Here is a 16,567-nt window from a genome sequence, read left to right as displayed (position 1 = left end):
TTTTTGTCATTGATTGGCTTCATTGCCGATACAGTATTTTACCTGCTATTTTTGCTGTCGCCAAAAACCGCCAAGCTCTTAGCAACAAAAAACCCATAATAACGAATCATTATGGGTGTTAGGGCGAGCCTCTTGCTGTCTTATATTGAATGACAAATCTGTGTCACCATCAAACGCTAAGCGTCGCCTGTGCTTTTTTTTGTTTTTTGACCGTCATAGCCAGCAGCTGAACCGCCGCCGGCGTCACACCGCTGATGCGACCAGCTTGACCCAGCGTCGCAGGCCGTACTTGCGATAGCTTTTGTACGATCTCATTTGATAAGCCTGAGACCACACTATAATCAAAATCCATCGGTAATGCCGTACTCTCCAAACGCTTCATTTGCTCAATCTCTTCGGATTGACGGTCGATATAGCCGGCGTACTTGACCGAGATTTCTATCTGCTCACCCACTTGCTCATCGACTTGCGAGTCAGTCATCGCAGCAATATCCGCAAAGTGAATCTGCGGACGTTTTAGTAAGTCAAACGCCGTGGCTTCTTTGGATAAGACCTCACCGGTTTGCTCAGTAAGTTTTTTTCCAAGGGCATTGGCAGGCGTGGCCCACATGTCTTTTAGACGAGCAGATTCGGTGGCGATGGCATCCATTTTGTCTTGATATGCTTGCCAGCGAGCGTCATCAACCAAACCGAGCTTGCGGCCCGTCTCGGTCAAGCGCTGATCGGCGTTGTCCTCACGCAGGAGCAAACGATATTCAGCACGGCTGGTAAACATACGATACGGCTCTTTGGTACCGTGGGTGATGAGATCGTCGACAAGTACGCCCAGATACGCCTCGTCACGGCGCGGTGTCCACGTCTCAAACTCACTATTATTGGTGGTGACGAGTGCCGCGTTAGTACCAGCTAGCAGCCCCTGCACGCCCGCTTCTTCATAACCCGTCGTACCGTTGATTTGCCCTGCAAAGTACAAGCGATCGATAGATTTGGTCTCAAGCGTGGGCTTTAGGCTTTGTGGATTAAAGTAGTCGTATTCGATAGCATACCCTGGACGGGTGATGTGTGCATTCTCAAGCCCCTTCATACTATGAATAAAGTCTAACTGCACATCAAAGGGCAAGCTGGTTGAGATACCATTTGGATACAACTCATGTGTGGTCAGGCCTTCAGGCTCGATAAAGATTTGATGACTGTCTTTATCAGCAAAACGATGGATTTTGTCTTCGATAGACGGGCAATAACGCGGGCCGACGCCTTCGATTTTGCCAGAAAACATCGGCGAGCGATCAAGGTTTTCGCGGATGATGTCATGGGTACGCGCATTGGTATGGGTGATATAGCAATTGACTTGCTCAGGATGCATAGAGACATCACCCATATAGCTCATTACGGGCAGCGGTGTATCACCCGGCTGTACCGTCATGACGCTAAAATCCACCGTACGCGCATCGATACGCGCAGGCGTGCCGGTCTTTAGGCGGCCAACTGGCAGTTTGAGCTCACGCAAGCGGTCAGCCAGCTTGATAGAAGGCTGATCTCCTGCGCGGCCACCTTTTGCGTTTTCAAGCCCGATATGAATGACACCGCCCAAAAACGTCCCTGACGTCAGAACGACTGTTTCTGTCTTGAAAACAATACCTGTCGAGGTAACCACCGCTGTCGCGCGGCCATTTTCTACTAAGATATCATCGGCCGCTTGTTGAAATAAATCAAGATTGGGCTGGTTCTCAAGCGTATGACGAATGGCGGCTTTGTACAAGATACGATCCGCTTGTGCGCGCGTGGCACGTACAGCAGCACCCTTACGGCTATTTAACACCCGAAACTGGATACCTGCCTTGTCGGTTGCCAATGCCATCGCACCACCTAACGCATCTATCTCACGCACTAGGTGCGACTTACCAATACCGCCAATCGCGGGGTTACAGCTCATTTGTCCGAGCGTCTCAATATTATGGGTGAGTAGCAAGGTCTGCGCGCCCATACGTGCGGCTGCCAGCGCAGCTTCTGTGCCAGCATGACCACCACCGATCACTATCACGTCGTAATATTTTGGGTATTGCATGTATGCCTCACTTGACTCATAACGCGGCCCTCGCTTACTACTTTTTTGTCACGTAGCAAACGCCCAGCCCACAAACGTCAGTCGAATTAAAATCGAAGAAAAAATAAAAAGAGACAGCGGCTCAGATAAGCCGCTGATCAGGGAGTAGATGACCCATTATTATAACAATTTTTTGATGTGTAAAAAATGCTCAAACAAAAACTATTTATAGCAAATAACTGAGGAAGCCAAAGCAAATAATTACCAGTTACTTACTCATAAAGCCGTCTAAATGCCATTATTCTATGCTATTGCCAGGGCTTAGTGGCACGATACGGTCTTTTTGACTGCTACCAAGCATATGGTGACTGCCATAGCCTTCTGGGTTGATTTGCAAATACGCGTTCATTTGTCCAATCGCCTCACCATCATTGCTGGCCAAGATGGTCTCTTTGATATGATCGACAGGCGGTAACGGCAGATTTTTGAGTAAGGCCAAACGCTGCGTATTGTCACCTTTATTGACGACCAACTCAATCAGCTGGCGCGCATCGATGGGCAAATCAGGCGTGTTTTGTGCCAACAAGGCCAAGTGATAAGCACCTGCTGCATCTTGATCGGCCACAATACGCTGCTCAATAGCGATATAAGTCGCTTCAGTGGCACCGCCTGCCACACTGAGCTGATGGATACACTTAAGTGCCGAGTGTGGCTCATTATTCGCCATATCGATTAGACGCTGCGACTCAGCTTTTAAATGCTCGCGGCGCTTTTCAATAGCGGCTTGCTCGTTTTGCGGTGCGGTGCTTTTTTCAGGATGATTCATAAGTATCTCTTATTATTAAAATGGCATTTATCCTAAGCCCTATATGGGGCCAAAACCGCTAAAAACAATGCAAAATGCCGCATCACGCCCACAAAAAACCCGAGCCGTGCGTAGGCAGACTCGGGTCTTGGACAGATGTTGCGCCGTTATAGAGACCTTAGCGGCCACATCTTCATACAGATATTACGCTGCAGGACTGTTGGCTTCAACCAATGGCTTAAGCTCACCTGATTGATACATCTCTAAAATAATATCTGAGCCGCCCATCAGCTCGCCATTGATCCATAACTGCGGAAACGTAGGCCAGTTGGCAATCTTAGGCAAAGTAGCACGAATCTCTGGGTTTTCTAAGATATTCACAAAGGCAAATGGACGGCCGATTTGCGTCAAGACTTCGATCGAGCGTGCAGAAAAGCCGCACTGCGGAAATTGTGGCGTGCCTTTCATATAGATAAGGACTTTATTGTCACGGATCTGATCACGAATCAGTTGTTCGACATCATTTGCAGCGGTGTTTGGGGTTTGCTCACTCATAAAAGGCTCCTATTGATAAAGCGGTTTATTAAAAAGGTATGTGGGGTAACGGTATTGCCAATCATTCATTGGATAGACAAATAAATAAACAAAGAAATAAAGGCTATGGCTGATACATGGGGCGACGGTCCGTATATTACAAGCATGGCTTGCTAGCGTTTGATCCATCGCCTAAACATTGTCAGTTCTCATAAAAGAAGTGCCAATATTATATCCCTCATCATTGTATCACCCGTCATCATATCACCCATCACAGTCACGCTACCGAGGCTCAGCAGCGAGCAATAATACCACGGCACTGGCCATGATGCCCTCTTGACGACCGGTAAAACCCAGTTTTTCTGTGGTCGTGGCTTTTATGCTGACATTACTGATATCGGTTTGCAAATCACTGGCGATGTTGGCGCGCATCGCTTGATTATGCGGCGCAAGTTTTGGTCGCTCGCACATGACGGTGATATCGGCATTGCCCACTTTATATCCTGCATCGACTATTTTGCTATAGACATAACGTAGCAGCACTCTTGAATCAAGACCAGCATGCGCGTCATCAGTATCAGGGAAGTGCTGCCCGATATCACCGAGCGCTAGTGCGCCCAGTAGCGCGTCAGCAAGTGCGTGTAGCACCACATCACCGTCAGAGTGCGCCAGCAAACTGTGAGTATGCTCGATCGGCACGCCCGCTAGTATGACATATTGCTGCTGCTGACCATTATTATGAAATGCATGAACGTCGATACCTTGACCAATTTTTATCATTATTATTCCAAATACAAAACAGAGGATTAAAATAATTCAAAACCACTATCTGAATTTTTAAAGTGATTTTGCCAGTAACAAGATGCCATAGCTCGCCACCAGTTTCAATTAACTGGTATAATACGATGCTTAATTTTAACATAATACCCCGTTCAAAAGATGAGACGGCAGCAACATTGACTGCATTTGCCACGCTGATTGGTTTTGGTGATTGTCTGTATTTTGCTGTCCTCTTTGATATTGAATCACGTATAAATAGTTGAGCCGTCTTATGTCAGCCACCGCCTACCCCTCCACTTCTGTCTCTCATGCTTTTAGCGCCCAGCGTCCTTTGACGCTTGCCGACATCGACAATCCTAGCAGTAAGCATGTGATTGTCGGTATGTCAGGCGGTGTCGACTCTTCGGTATCTGCCGTTCTTTTGCAGCAAGCAGGCTTTGTGGTAGAAGGGCTGTTTATGAAAAACTGGGAAGAAGATGACGGCACCGAATACTGCACAGCCATGGACGATCTTGCCGACGCGCAAGCAGTCTGTGACAAAATCGGTATCAAGCTGCACACCGCAAACTTTGCGATGGAATACTGGGACCGTGTGTTTGAGCACTTTTTGGCCGAATACAAAGCCGGACGCACGCCCAACCCTGATATTTTATGCAATAAAGAAATCAAATTTAAAGCGTTTTTGGACTATGCGCTGACGCTTGGGGCTGATTATATCGCCACCGGTCACTATACGCGCCGCAGTGTCAACTATAGCAACGCTGATGGCACAGAAGTTGCCCAGCTACTGCGCGGCCTTGATAACAACAAGGATCAAAGCTACTTCTTACATGCAGTTGGCGGCGACAAGATAGCCAAGACTTTATTCCCAGTCGGAGAGTTAGAGAAGCCTGAAGTACGCCGCATCGCAGAAAAGCATGATTTAGTGACCGCGAAGAAAAAAGACTCAACCGGTATTTGCTTCATTGGTGAGCGCCGCTTTAAGGACTTTTTGCAGCAGTACTTGCCTGCCCAAAAAGGCGATATCATCACTGACGATGGCCATATCATCGGTCAGCATGATGGGCTAATGTACTACACCTTAGGTCAGCGCGGCGGTATCGGTATCGGCGGTGTAAAAGATCGTCCTGAGGAACCTTGGTTTGTCCTTGCTAAAGATTTAGAGAAAAACCAGCTAATCGTTGGTCAAGGTCACGAGCATCCTATGCTGATGAGTAATGAGCTACAAGCGTACAAACTCGACTGGGTCGATGGTCTTGCGCCAAAAGATAGCTTTAGCGCTGAGGGCTTACGCTGCATGGCAAAAACGCGTTATCGTCAACCCGATCAAGCCTGCACAGTTTTTGCTATCGATGAGCAAGGCCTTGAGGTCAAAGTTGTTTTTGATGAGCCGCAGCGCGCAGTGACGCCGGGTCAGTCTGCGGTGTTTTATATCGATGAGGTTTGTTTGGGTGGCGGCGTGATTGAGTCTATTGATGCGCCTTGTGGGCTTTGATCGTTTTATTTTAACTATACTATTCTGGACTGGTCATTTTTCTCGTCAGTATATGGCTGATAATGTATCGCTTATAAAATTACCGCAACCAATCGCGCCAATAAAAGCATCGATAACTTTGTCATGCAGGATATCTTGCAGCAAGCAAGAAAAAACAGTGCGACGGTAACATCACGATTGAGCAACCCTGCATATAATATCGCTGACTATGCGACCGATAGTGTCGCCATCGGCAACAATGGTACGGTCAAGACAATTCCCTTGTCTTTAGCGCCGCAGACGCAGCGTAGCTTTTATTTTAATACCAAATATGGTTCGACCATGACGCCCTAATTAGAGGCTGACACCAATAGATTGCTTTATTAAGTCTGTATTTCTGCTATATTACGCACATCAAATTTAACCATTCACTTATATAGCGATTTTCATTGGCTATAACTTTTGCAGTTTTTCATTTCATAACTATCGAGGCATCCTTATGACTCCACTTACCGCACTCTCCCCGATCGACGGTCGTTACGCATCGAAAGCCGACAGCTTGCGCCCTTATTTGTCTGAATTTGGCTTGATCAAAGCGCGCGTCACCGTCGAAATTCGCTGGTTACAGTCATTGGCGGACAACAGCGCCATCGGTGAGTTGGCAGCGTTTGATGCAGATACCAATGCCTTTTTGAATAGTATCGTTGATGATTTTAGTGAAAGTGACGCGCAGGCGATTAAAGATATTGAGGCGACGACTAATCACGACGTCAAAGCGGTTGAGTACTTTATCAAAGATAAGTTTCGCGGCAATCAGCAGCTAGAAGACAGCTTGGAGTTTATCCATTTTGCTTGTACCAGTGAAGATATTAACAATTTGTCTTATGCGCTTATGCTCAAAGACAGCCGCGAGCTTGTGGTTGCTAAAATGCAGCAAGTGACCGATAGCATCGTTGACTTGGCGATTACTCACGCTGATCAGCCCATGCTGTCACGCACGCACGGTCAAACTGCTAGCCCAACGACGCTAGGTAAAGAGATGGCCAATGTCGCTTATCGCTTAGCTCGTCAAATTAAGCAAATCGGTCAGGTTGAGCTACTCGGTAAAATCAATGGCGCAGTCGGTAACTACAATGCTCACCTATCAGCCTATCCAGAAGTCGACTGGCAAAGTCATGCTGAGCAGTTTATCAATCAAAGCTTAGAGCTGACGTTTAATCCTTATACGACTCAAATTGAGCCACATGATTATATCGCTGAATTGTTTGATGCAGTCAAACGTTTTAATACTATATTAATCGATTTTAACCGTGACATTTGGCAATATATTAGCTTAGGCTATTTTAAGCAGCGCCTAAAAGACGGCGAAGTCGGTTCATCTACCATGCCGCACAAAGTCAACCCCATTGATTTTGAAAACTCTGAGGGCAACTTGGGCGTGGCCAATGCCATGCTAGCGCACTTAGGGGAAAAGCTGCCTATCTCGCGTATGCAGCGTGATTTGTCAGATTCTACCGTCCTGCGTAATATCGGTGTCGGCCTGGCGCAAAGTATGATTGCTTATGATGCGTGCCTAAAAGGCGTGGGCAAATTAGAAGTCAATCCTCAGCGTTTAAATGATGACTTGGAGCAAGCGCAAGAGGTACTTGCCGAGCCGATCCAAACGGTCATGCGCCGTTACCGTGTCGAAAACCCATACGAGAAGCTCAAAGCCTTGACTCGCGGTAATGCCATGACTCGCGAAGCCATGCTCACCTTTGTAGAGAGCGATGAGTTGGCTGCTGTCTCAGATAGCGACAAAGCAAGCCTGCGCGAGCTGACGCCAGCTACTTATACGGGTAACGCTGCTGAGCAAGCACGCGCTATTCAAGACTGGATAGCAAAGCTTTGACTTCCTCCCCTCCCTAAAGTGAGGGGATTCCTACTAAAGACGGCCAAGCCCGACCGCGAGAATGTTTTTTGCTCCATTAACATCTCTGTTATGGGTCGTTTTACAAGAACGACAAAACCATGCTCTTATACCAAGACCTGATCTACCTTTCGGACTGTCTTGGCGGGAGCCGCAACACGAGCAGGTTTGGGTGCTGTACGCTTCATTGACTTCAATATAGTGGCAACCTGCGTTCGCGCATTTGTAGTCCAGTTGCCGCTTAATTTCAAACCAACCAGCATCATAGACGGATTTGGCCAGTTTGGATGAAGTGAATGAGTTTGATTTAATCTTTCCAACAATGATTAGGCTGTTGGCCTTAACAAGCTTTGATGTGAATTTATGGATCAGATCTTGACGGGTGTTTTTAATCTTGGCGTGAATCGCCTTAACCCGCTTTTTGTTTTTAGCTCTTTGGGCAATGGCCAGTTTTTCAGCATATTGATGGGTTAGCTTAGTGGTTAGAACATCGCCCTCACTACTGACTGCTGAATCTTTGCAGCCTAAATCAATACCGACTTGGCCATCACCGCAGTTGGTTTTTGGAAATTCTTTGACGGTGATACAGGCATACCAATGGCCGCGATTGTCTTGTACCAATTCACAGGTGTTGATGCTGTACAGGGCTAGGTTATAGCTGTCCCATAGATCTATAGTAAGTTTTTTGCCTTTAGCGAGGCTTAGCTGAATGGTAGATTTAAGGCTTGTCTTGCCTGATTGACGAGTTGCTAGGTGCTTAATGGCGGTCTTTTTAAAGGGAATCCAGCCCAAGCTTCTTCTCTTGGCTTTTGGGTTGTTGGTGCGCCAGTTGAGTTTGGCTTTTTTAAACTGTTTACGGGATTTAGCGTGAACCTCACTAATCGCTTGCAGGGTTTGGCTGTGCAAGTTTAAATACTCGCCACTGCCTTTGGTATAAGCGGCCAAGTCATAGGCTGAAAAGAATTGACCTGTACGCTTAAGATGTTTAAAACTAAGCTCATTGACGTAATTCCAGACAAAGTTAACCGACCCAGCCAAGATATTGAGCTGAGTGGCATGTTTGTCTTTGATGCGTAGCTTGAGCGTTTTCATGGATTAATTATGATCTCAATGGGTTTGGGTATCAAGGGGTTCGCCATACTGGGCGACAACGACTGACGCCTGATATCCACGCCCTAGAAGGATGTGGTTTTACGGCGTTAGATGATAAAGTTTGCTAAGGTGAATTGAATATCTTAAAGCAATAGAGATAAGGCACAATTGCCTCATCTCTATTTGTTCAAACTGGCTATACATTCGCCTAAGTCTATAAAAAAACAACCTTACTTTGCATGCTATGATGATCTTAAAAACTCATAGGTGATAAGTAAGGTTTTATTTTTTATCCTTTTTATCATCATCGTCATCACTGTCGCCTGGTATGATAGCCTTGCCGACCGCGACCGTGCCTTTGACTACGCCTTTGGTGGTTTTATAAGCAACTTTGGCAGGTACAGTGACAATTTTGTGGACACAAGCTTGTAGGACAAATACGCTGGCGATAATGACGATGAAATGCAACTTTTTCATAAACTTCCTATAATTTTAAGATAAGCCGATAGTCTTTGTATTAAGCTATCGAAAAGTCATCATAAACGATTAAAACTCTCCTATAAAGTCATCCTGACTATTAATTTTTCCTAATTTTTATATGGATTTACCAATGAGCGCTATACCCCTTTGTTTACCTGATAATATGACCCCTGAGCAATTCTTAAACGAGTATTGGCAAAAAAAGCCATTGCTGATCAAGCAAGGTCTGCCGCAACTAATCGGTATGTTTGAGCCAGAAGATATGCTCGGCCTAGCGCTTGAAGAAGAGGCCTCTGCCCGCCTGCTCACTCAAGCGGCAACTAAGCCTGTCGATGAGCCGCAGTGGCAACTTAAAAAAAGCCCCTTAAGCCAAACCGACTTTGACAACCTGCCAGCGCAGTGGACAGTCCTTGTGCAAAACCTTGAGCAATGGTCGCCTGAGCTTGGGCAATTGTGGCAAGCGTTTGACTATATTCCACAGTGGCAGCGTGATGACATTATGGTCTCTTACGCGCCTAAAGGCGGCTCGGTCGGCAAGCACTATGATGATTATGATGTGTTTTTGGCGCAAGGCTATGGCTCTCGCCGTTGGCAGCTAGGTAAATACTGTGATAAGAATACGGAGTTTGTCGCAGATGAGCCGATAAGACTGTTTGATGATATGGGCAACATTATCTTTGATGAGATATTAGAAGCGGGTGACGTGCTTTATGTGCCGCCCAAACTCTCGCATTTCGGCGTGGCGCAAGATGATTGTCTGACTTTTTCTTTTGGCTGCCGTCGTCCAAATTTGATGCAAATTATCGATAGCTTAGCGGATATCGCCACCAACGATAGAGATTTTTTTATTCCGCTGCTATTGCCGCAAGCACTACAGGCATCTGGCGCATTGCAATCAGAGAGTATCAGTGCGATCAAAGAGCAGCTCTTGCACATGCTACAGTCTGAGCGTGGTGACGATATCATTCGTCAGGCAGTATCTGAGGTCGTCAGCAAGCGTCAATATGACGCGCTGGTACCTGAGGAGACTCTAACGACCGATGAGCTCATACAAGCCATAACGGAAGGCGCGACCTTGCAAGCAGATTACAGCAATCGGCTGCTCTATCATAAACATGCCGGTGAACTCACCCTGTACGCTAATGGTCAACGCTTAGATGGTCTAGATACTATTGCCAAACAGACATTGCAGCGCTTGGCAGATGGTGAAGCTTTGCAGGCGGATGATGTTGCAGACATCGATCCCGATGACTTAATGGAGTGGCTGGAGAACGGCTGGGTTTGGCTTGATTATGCTGAGTAACTGCTCATTATTTTGTACAAGTTATTTTATATAGGCCATCTCAGTCTGTCCTCAATAAAACAACCGATACCTGAGCTTTCAGATATCGGTTTTTATTATTACTGTTGGTTTTATCTTGCGCACTCACCGCTTAGTATCATCTATCTATATGATTTAAGCCGCGATGCAAGAAATAACCCTAGTCGGTACCAAGCTCAAGCAAGCTGGCATTACCACCGATCGCGGTGGTGTTGATGGTTTTGACGCGCTCAGTGACAAACCGATGCAGATAGTCAGGCGTGAGCATCTCTGACATGCCGTCCATATCGGTCACACTAATGACTTGCGTCAAGATACCATCGGTGTTGGCCAGCTCTTGGCTGATGGCTTGCACTTCACTATTACTGCCTGCCACTGCGACCTGCGCGAGGCGATCGATGTATAACAGTGTGATGGTTTGTGAGTCGTTGGCGACGCTTAAGACATCATCGCTCACTCCTATCTCATAAAGCACTTTTGCCGCTTCATCGCACATCTCCACCTGACTTGGGCAGTGTAGTATCACTTCGTTACCCGTCAGCAGGGCGGCGATTAGCTGACCAAGCACTGCCATCGTACGCGCTGACTCACTACCGATGACCATGGTTTTGCCACGAGCCGTCACGTACAAATCGTTGGACTCTCCTGTCGCGCCTGTCATGCGGTGCACCTCATCTAAGCTTGGCGCAGCGCTCAACAAATGGTTGAATAAACGCTTGGCTTTATTGGCATCGCCCGTCAACAAGGCCAACCGAGGAATGGCTGCTTGCAGATAAGCGGCGCGATTGACCGCGCCAAGTAATCGCCAAGACTCACAAACTTGGGCATGATTTTTTTTAAATTCAGTCGCCATCTTGCTACTCCTTATGCGATTGCTGATTGCGTGGATATTGAAGGTTGATTGTCGCTATCTAATTTCATCAGGCGCGCCACATAATGCGGGCCACCTGCTTTGGGGCCAGTACCTGAGAGGCCACAGCCACCAAATGGCTGGACGTTGACCACCGCGCCGATTTGGTTGCGGTTGATATAAGTATTACCCACCAGCACGCGGCGCTCGATATGCTCGGCGGAGTTTTCGATACGGCTATGAATACCCAATGTCAGACCAAAGCCGGTGCTATTGATGGCATCGATCAGCTTGTTTAGATCACGTGCTTGATAACGCAAAACGTGCAAGATAGGACCGAAGTGCTCACCGCCTATCACATCAATGCTTTTTACTTCTATCGCTGTCGGTAAGACAAAGGTCGATTTTTCTTGACTGACGACCGAGCTGACACTCATGGGCGTCTGTGCCAGAATAGTCGCGGTTGGCTCAGCACGCATACGCTCGATATGTGCTTCTAGGCCATTTTTGGCATCGGCATCGATTACCGGACCGACATCCGTGGCGGCGTACAGCGGATTGCCGACTGACAGCTCCGCCATATTGCCTTGTAGCAGCTCAATCAAATCATCAGCCATCTCTTCTTGTACACACAAGATACGGCATGCTGAGCAGCGCTGACCCGCTGAGCCAAAGGCAGATAGCACAGCGTCTTTGACCACTTGCTCAGGCAAGGCGGTTGAGTCAACGATCATCGCATTTTGTCCGCCTGTTTCGGCGATTAGTATTGGTAGCTCACCACTGCTTTGTGCATGACTGTTTAAGCTTTGGTTGATACGCTGGGCGGTCTGGGTAGAGCCTGTAAATATCACACCTGCGATATTGTCAGCGGCCGTCAATGCGCCGCCTACCTCACCTGCGCCTATTACCAACTGCAACGCTTCTACCGGCACCCCTGCTTGATACATCAGTTGTGCACCAAAATGCGCAATCAGGCTGGTCTGCTCAGCAGGTTTAGCGACCACGGTATTGCCTGCGGCCAGCGCCGCCACGATTTGACCGGTATAGATGGCCAGCGGAAAGTTCCAAGGACTGATACAAACAAAGGTACCGCGCGCTTTATACACTTGACGTGCAGGCTTACCAGACAAGTCTGTAAACTCGTGCACCACCTCATCTAGGCGCTCTGCTTCATCCGCATAAAAACGGCAAAAATCGACCGCCTCTTTGATCTCATCGATACTGTCTTGCATGGTTTTGCCCGCTTCTACTTGGCACAGTGCCATGAGCTCAGCGTAGTTTTCTTCATACAAATCAGCAATCTTACGTAGTATGGCTGCGCGCTTGGCCGCTGACTGCGCTTGCCATGCTGCTTGTCCTGCCACGGCCGCTAGGGTCGCTTGTTGTGCCAGATCAGCATTGGCATAAACCACTTCACCAGCGATCACGTCGTGATTCCAAGGCGCGCGTACTGTGTGCGCTTCAAGCTTGTTGACTTGACCATCCACTTTATACTCATCAATCGCCGCGCCATTGATGATAGAAGTCGCTGACCATGTTTTGTGCAAGTGACTATCAATTGCCGCTTTAAACGGTAGCCACTGCGACTCTACAAAGATATTAGGGCCAAAGCTGGCGCGGCGCTCGCCATAGATATCTAATGGCAAAGGAATCTCTGGATTGTGCAATGTTGCGTTGGCCAGGAGCTTATCAAAAGGGTGCACGGTCAGCTTATCAATCGGATAAGACTTGTCTAGTAGCTGATGGACAAACGAGCTGTTGGCACCGTTTTCGAGCAAACGACGTACCAAGTATGGTAGCAAGTCTTTATGAGCACCGACTGGCGCATAGATACGCACCGGAATCTGATAGGCTTGCAAGATATGATCATAAAGCGCATCGCCCATGCCATGTAGACGCTGAAACTCAAAGTCTCGATGCGCACTCATGGTCATGACTGATGCTAGCGTATGCGCATTGTGCGTCGCAAACTGCGGCCAAATCAGCCCGCGCAGATGATCTGATAACAAGAAGCGCGCGCACGCCAGATAGGCTGTGTCGGTGCCTTCTTTTCGTGTCCAGACAGGATAACCTGCCAGCCCTTTTTGCTGAGCCAATTTGATCTCCGTATCCCAGTACGCGCCTTTGACCAAACGTACTGGAATGCGATCACCCATTTCTGCCGCTAACTGCGCCAGCCACGCCAAAACCGCAATCGCGCGCTTTGAGTAGCCCTGCACCACCAACCCTAAGCCATCCCAGCCGGCAGTCAAATTGTCACGATACAAAGACTCAAACAGTTTTAGCGAAATCTCAAGGCGATCCGCTTCTTCGGCATCGATACTGATATCGACATTGACGGCGCGCGCCGCTTCGATCAGTAGCAAACAGCGCTGGCGCAGCAGTCCCATCACTTGCGCTTCTTGCGTGGCCTCATAGCGTGGATGCAGCGCCGACAGCTTGATAGATACTGACGGTTTTGGCATGCCCTCAGCCACTTTGATATCTGCGGTGGCTTTGATGGCGTGCAGATAATCATTGAAGTACTTTTCAGCATCTTTATGCGTGATGGCCGCTTCACCCAGCATATCAAATGAATAGGTGTAGCCTTTATTGCGATACGGCTGACTGTTTTTATTGGCGCCCTCGATGGTCTCCCCCAATACAAACTGATGCCCCATGATGCGCATGGCTTTTTGCATGGCACTACGAATCACCGGCTCGCCCATCTTTTTGGTCATACGATCCAAAAATCCTGTGGCCGTGGTGCTGCTATCGATACTCACGACGCGGCCAGTCATCATCATGCCCCATGTCGAGGCATTGACCATAAAACCATTGTCATTTTTGATGTGTTTTTTCCAGTCAGCCACGCTCATCTTGTCATGGATCAAAGCATCAGCCGTATAATTATCTGGTACGCGAATCAAGGCTTCAGCCAAGCTCATGAGTAAGATACCTTCTTGGGTATCAAGGCTATACTCAAGCAATAATGAGTCCACCATTTTGACGGCTTTGCCATCATTGCGTACATGCTCGACCAGCTGGCGTGTTTGCTCAGCAGCGTCGTCACGCTCTTTGTCGCTGGGCTTAGCAAGTGGCAACAGCTCTGACAACCAGCGCTCTTCATCCACACAATATAAAGGTGAGATACACGCGTATAGTGCTTTTGACGACTGGGTAATATACTCTGGCGCTAGCAGATCGACAGGCTTAAATAAAATCGGCTCTTGCGGGGTAAACTGGTCTACTGGGTTCATAACAACTCCATAACTATCGTTTAAAAACCATCATAAATGGGCTTTAGGAAGTCTGATCGTCTTGTATCACCGCTAATGACAGCAGTTAAATAAATAGCAATCACAATATATGCATGCAGCGATAATCAAAAGACCAAACGGCGCCATCACAAAACGAGAAAATCCAGCATAGGCTGGAAACGGTTAAGTAGGTCGTTCGAGTGTTAAACGGGCTACGTTAACAATACAAAGGCAACAACGAAAAGTTAAGCGGCATTAGTGCCTTCTTCTTGTTAGTAGTGAAAGGAGTGCGATGAGCAGGTTTTGCGATAGCAATATCAAACATCGACGTGTCAAATATGGCGAATCTCTGTCATCTAAGATAATGCAAATTCACTGTAAGAAAAACCTCTACGGCGTTGATTGAGGTGATGCGCTTAACGTCGCTATAATATCATGAAAAAAATTTTCCAACTAACGATATCGCGTATTTTTGACAATTAATATCTTGCTAAAAAACAATCAGTTACTAGCACATTTACCATCATGACGCCTGAGTTATATTTTTGTGTTTACTATTGTGTGTTAATTGTTTTTTAATCAAATACTTGGACGCGCCAGTTGCTAAAATCTGTAACCTAAAAACCGCTACTGCACCCACATAAAAACCCTCTTTATCCATGTCAGATAAAGAGGGTTTATACGGACTACAACGCAATATTGAGCCGTTATATCAAGCGTATTTGTAACGCCAAATACTTATAGCAGTACCAGCTTGGCAAGCAAAATAGCCGTCAACACCCATACAGGGATGCTAATCTCTGAAAACTTACCCGTCATCAGCTTGACAGCAGTAAAGGTGATAAAACCAAGCGCGATACCATCAGCGATAGAGTACGTCAGCGGTGTGAGTAGCAGGACTACCGCCACTGGTGCCGCTTCAGTTAAGTCTTCCCAGTTGATATCTTTTAGTGTAAACAACATCAATACCGAGACATAAAAAATTGCGCCAGCAGTCGCGTATGCAGGAATCATCCCAGCAAGGGGTGCAAAGAAAATACTCAGCACAAACATCACGCCCACGGTCACGGCCATCAGGCCTGTACGGCCACCTGAGGCCACACCTGAGGCGCTCTCGATATAACTGGTTGTCGATGACGTACCTAGCATAGCGCCTGCGACCGTCGCTGTTGAGTCAGCAAGTAGCGCCTTGTCCATGTTAGGAATATTACCGTCTTTATCGACCAGACCTGCCTTGTTGGCGATGCCCACCAGACTGCCTGCGGTATCAAACAAATCGACAAACAAGAAAGCAAAAATCACACTGATCATACCGACATCAAAGGCACCTGCGATATCGAGTTTCATAAAGGTTGGTGCGACAGATGGCGGCGTCGACATGATGCCTGTAAACTGTGTATGCCCTGTAAACAAACTGATCAGAGTAATCGCCAAAATACCAATCGTCACCGCGCCTGGGACTTTTTTGTAGACCAAGCCGATAATAATAAAAAAGCCCAGCGCCGCCATCATCGGTGCAAACGCGGTCATATCGCCTAGCATCACTAGTGTCGCATCACGGCCAACGATGATGCCTGAGCTTTGTAAGGCAATAAAGGCCAAAAACGCACCAATACCCGCCACAATGCCTTGCTTGAGGCTGGCTGGAATGGCATTGATGATCCACTCGCGAATCTTAAATAGGCTTAAGAGAATAAATAAACAACCTGATAAGAAAACAGCGCCTAACGCGGTTTCCCACGCATAGCCCATCCCTAAAACGACGCCATAGGTAAAAAAGGCGTTTAAGCCCATACCAGGAGCCAATGCCACAGGCAATCGGGCATAGATACCCATGATAAAGCAGCCTAATGCCGCTGCCAAACAGGTAGCAACAAACACCGCCCCTTTGTCCATACCAGCTTCTGCCAATACGTTGGGGTTGACAAAGATGATATAAGCCATCGTCAAAAAGGTGGTTATACCAGCGAGGATTTCCGTTTTGACCGTGGTGTTTTCACCGTTGATCCCAAAATAGCGTTCAATTGCATTCATAAGTG

General features: G+C 47.4%; 13 protein-coding genes. 4 read left to right on the top strand and 9 right to left on the bottom strand.

Translation table 11 applies throughout. From position 1 onward, the window contains the following. Nucleotides 1–169 precede the first annotated feature (169 nt). The 4 genes from mnmG to ispF all read right to left on the bottom strand — a co-directional run bounded on the left by mnmG (nt 170) and on the right by ispF (nt 4,163). The gene (mnmG, locus tag AADH33_RS05945) at nt 170–2,065 is read right to left on the bottom strand and encodes a tRNA uridine-5-carboxymethylaminomethyl(34) synthesis enzyme MnmG (RefSeq protein ID WP_075102415.1); all 1,896 of its coding nucleotides are present in this window, start codon (nt 2,063–2,065) and stop codon (nt 170–172) included. A 277-nt stretch (nt 2,066–2,342) separates the two neighbouring features. Then, the gene (locus AADH33_RS05940; RefSeq protein WP_075102414.1) at nt 2,343–2,870 is read right to left on the bottom strand and encodes a hypothetical protein; all 528 of its coding nucleotides are present in this window, start codon (nt 2,868–2,870) and stop codon (nt 2,343–2,345) included. Nucleotides 2,871–3,053: 183 nt separating this feature from the next. Continuing rightward, complete coding sequence (gene grxD, locus AADH33_RS05935; RefSeq protein WP_075102413.1) at nt 3,054–3,404, bottom strand: Grx4 family monothiol glutaredoxin; 351 nt, start codon at nt 3,402–3,404, stop codon at nt 3,054–3,056. A 261-nt stretch (nt 3,405–3,665) separates the two neighbouring features. Further along, complete coding sequence (ispF, locus tag AADH33_RS05930; protein ID WP_075102412.1) at nt 3,666–4,163, bottom strand: 2-C-methyl-D-erythritol 2,4-cyclodiphosphate synthase; 498 nt, start codon at nt 4,161–4,163, stop codon at nt 3,666–3,668. Nucleotides 4,164–4,434: 271 nt separating this feature from the next. Here ispF and mnmA point away from each other — a divergent pair, with 271 nt between their 5' ends. The 3 genes from mnmA to purB all read left to right on the top strand — a co-directional run bounded on the left by mnmA (nt 4,435) and on the right by purB (nt 7,528). Then, entirely contained in the window at nt 4,435–5,658 is a 1,224-nt protein-coding gene (mnmA, locus tag AADH33_RS05925; protein ID WP_348549875.1) for a tRNA 2-thiouridine(34) synthase MnmA, read from the top strand. Nucleotides 5,659–5,781: 123 nt separating this feature from the next. Continuing rightward, a complete protein-coding gene (locus AADH33_RS05920) occupies nt 5,782–5,991 on the top strand; it encodes a hypothetical protein (RefSeq protein WP_348549874.1) in 210 nt (69 codons plus the stop codon). 145 nt (nt 5,992–6,136) lie between these two features. Next, a complete protein-coding gene (gene purB / locus AADH33_RS05915; protein WP_348549873.1) occupies nt 6,137–7,528 on the top strand; it encodes an adenylosuccinate lyase in 1,392 nt (463 codons plus the stop codon). 33 nt (nt 7,529–7,561) lie between these two features. Here purB and AADH33_RS05910 read toward each other — a convergent pair whose 3' ends face one another. Together AADH33_RS05910 and AADH33_RS05905 are read right to left on the bottom strand one after the other, a co-directional pair. Then, nucleotides 7,562–8,638 carry an RNA-guided endonuclease InsQ/TnpB family protein gene (locus tag AADH33_RS05910; protein WP_348549872.1) on the bottom strand — a complete coding sequence of 359 codons (1,077 nt, stop codon included), beginning with the start codon at nt 8,636–8,638 and terminating at the stop codon, nt 7,562–7,564. 282 nt (nt 8,639–8,920) lie between these two features. Beyond that, nucleotides 8,921–9,115 carry an NF038104 family lipoprotein gene (locus tag AADH33_RS05905; protein WP_100749484.1) on the bottom strand — a complete coding sequence of 65 codons (195 nt, stop codon included), beginning with the start codon at nt 9,113–9,115 and terminating at the stop codon, nt 8,921–8,923. Between the two features lie 133 nt (nt 9,116–9,248). On the opposite strand from AADH33_RS05905, the gene AADH33_RS05900 reads away from it, so the two are divergent. Continuing rightward, entirely contained in the window at nt 9,249–10,421 is a 1,173-nt protein-coding gene (locus tag AADH33_RS05900) for a cupin domain-containing protein (protein WP_348549871.1), read from the top strand. A gap of 178 nt (nt 10,422–10,599) precedes the next feature. Here the strand turns inward: AADH33_RS05900 and AADH33_RS05895 are convergent, their stop codons facing one another. From AADH33_RS05895 to AADH33_RS05885, 3 genes are all read right to left on the bottom strand, one after another. Then, complete coding sequence (locus AADH33_RS05895) at nt 10,600–11,292, bottom strand: 1-pyrroline-5-carboxylate dehydrogenase (RefSeq protein WP_348549870.1); 693 nt, start codon at nt 11,290–11,292, stop codon at nt 10,600–10,602. Nucleotides 11,293–11,303: 11 nt separating this feature from the next. Further along, on the bottom strand, nt 11,304–14,528 hold the full coding sequence (gene putA, locus AADH33_RS05890; RefSeq protein WP_348549869.1) for a bifunctional proline dehydrogenase/L-glutamate gamma-semialdehyde dehydrogenase PutA: 3,225 nt from the start codon (nt 14,526–14,528) through the stop codon (nt 11,304–11,306). A 738-nt stretch (nt 14,529–15,266) separates the two neighbouring features. Further along, nucleotides 15,267–16,562, bottom strand: a complete 1,296-nt coding sequence (locus AADH33_RS05885) for an NCS2 family permease (RefSeq protein WP_348549868.1) — start codon at nt 16,560–16,562, stop codon at nt 15,267–15,269. Nucleotides 16,563–16,567: the final 5 nt, after the last annotated feature.

This window comes from Psychrobacter sp. KFRI-CH2-11 (genome assembly GCF_038239325.1).
Classification (GTDB): domain Bacteria; phylum Pseudomonadota; class Gammaproteobacteria; order Pseudomonadales; family Moraxellaceae; genus Psychrobacter; species Psychrobacter celer.
This window is presented reverse-complemented; position numbering and strand designations above follow the sequence as displayed.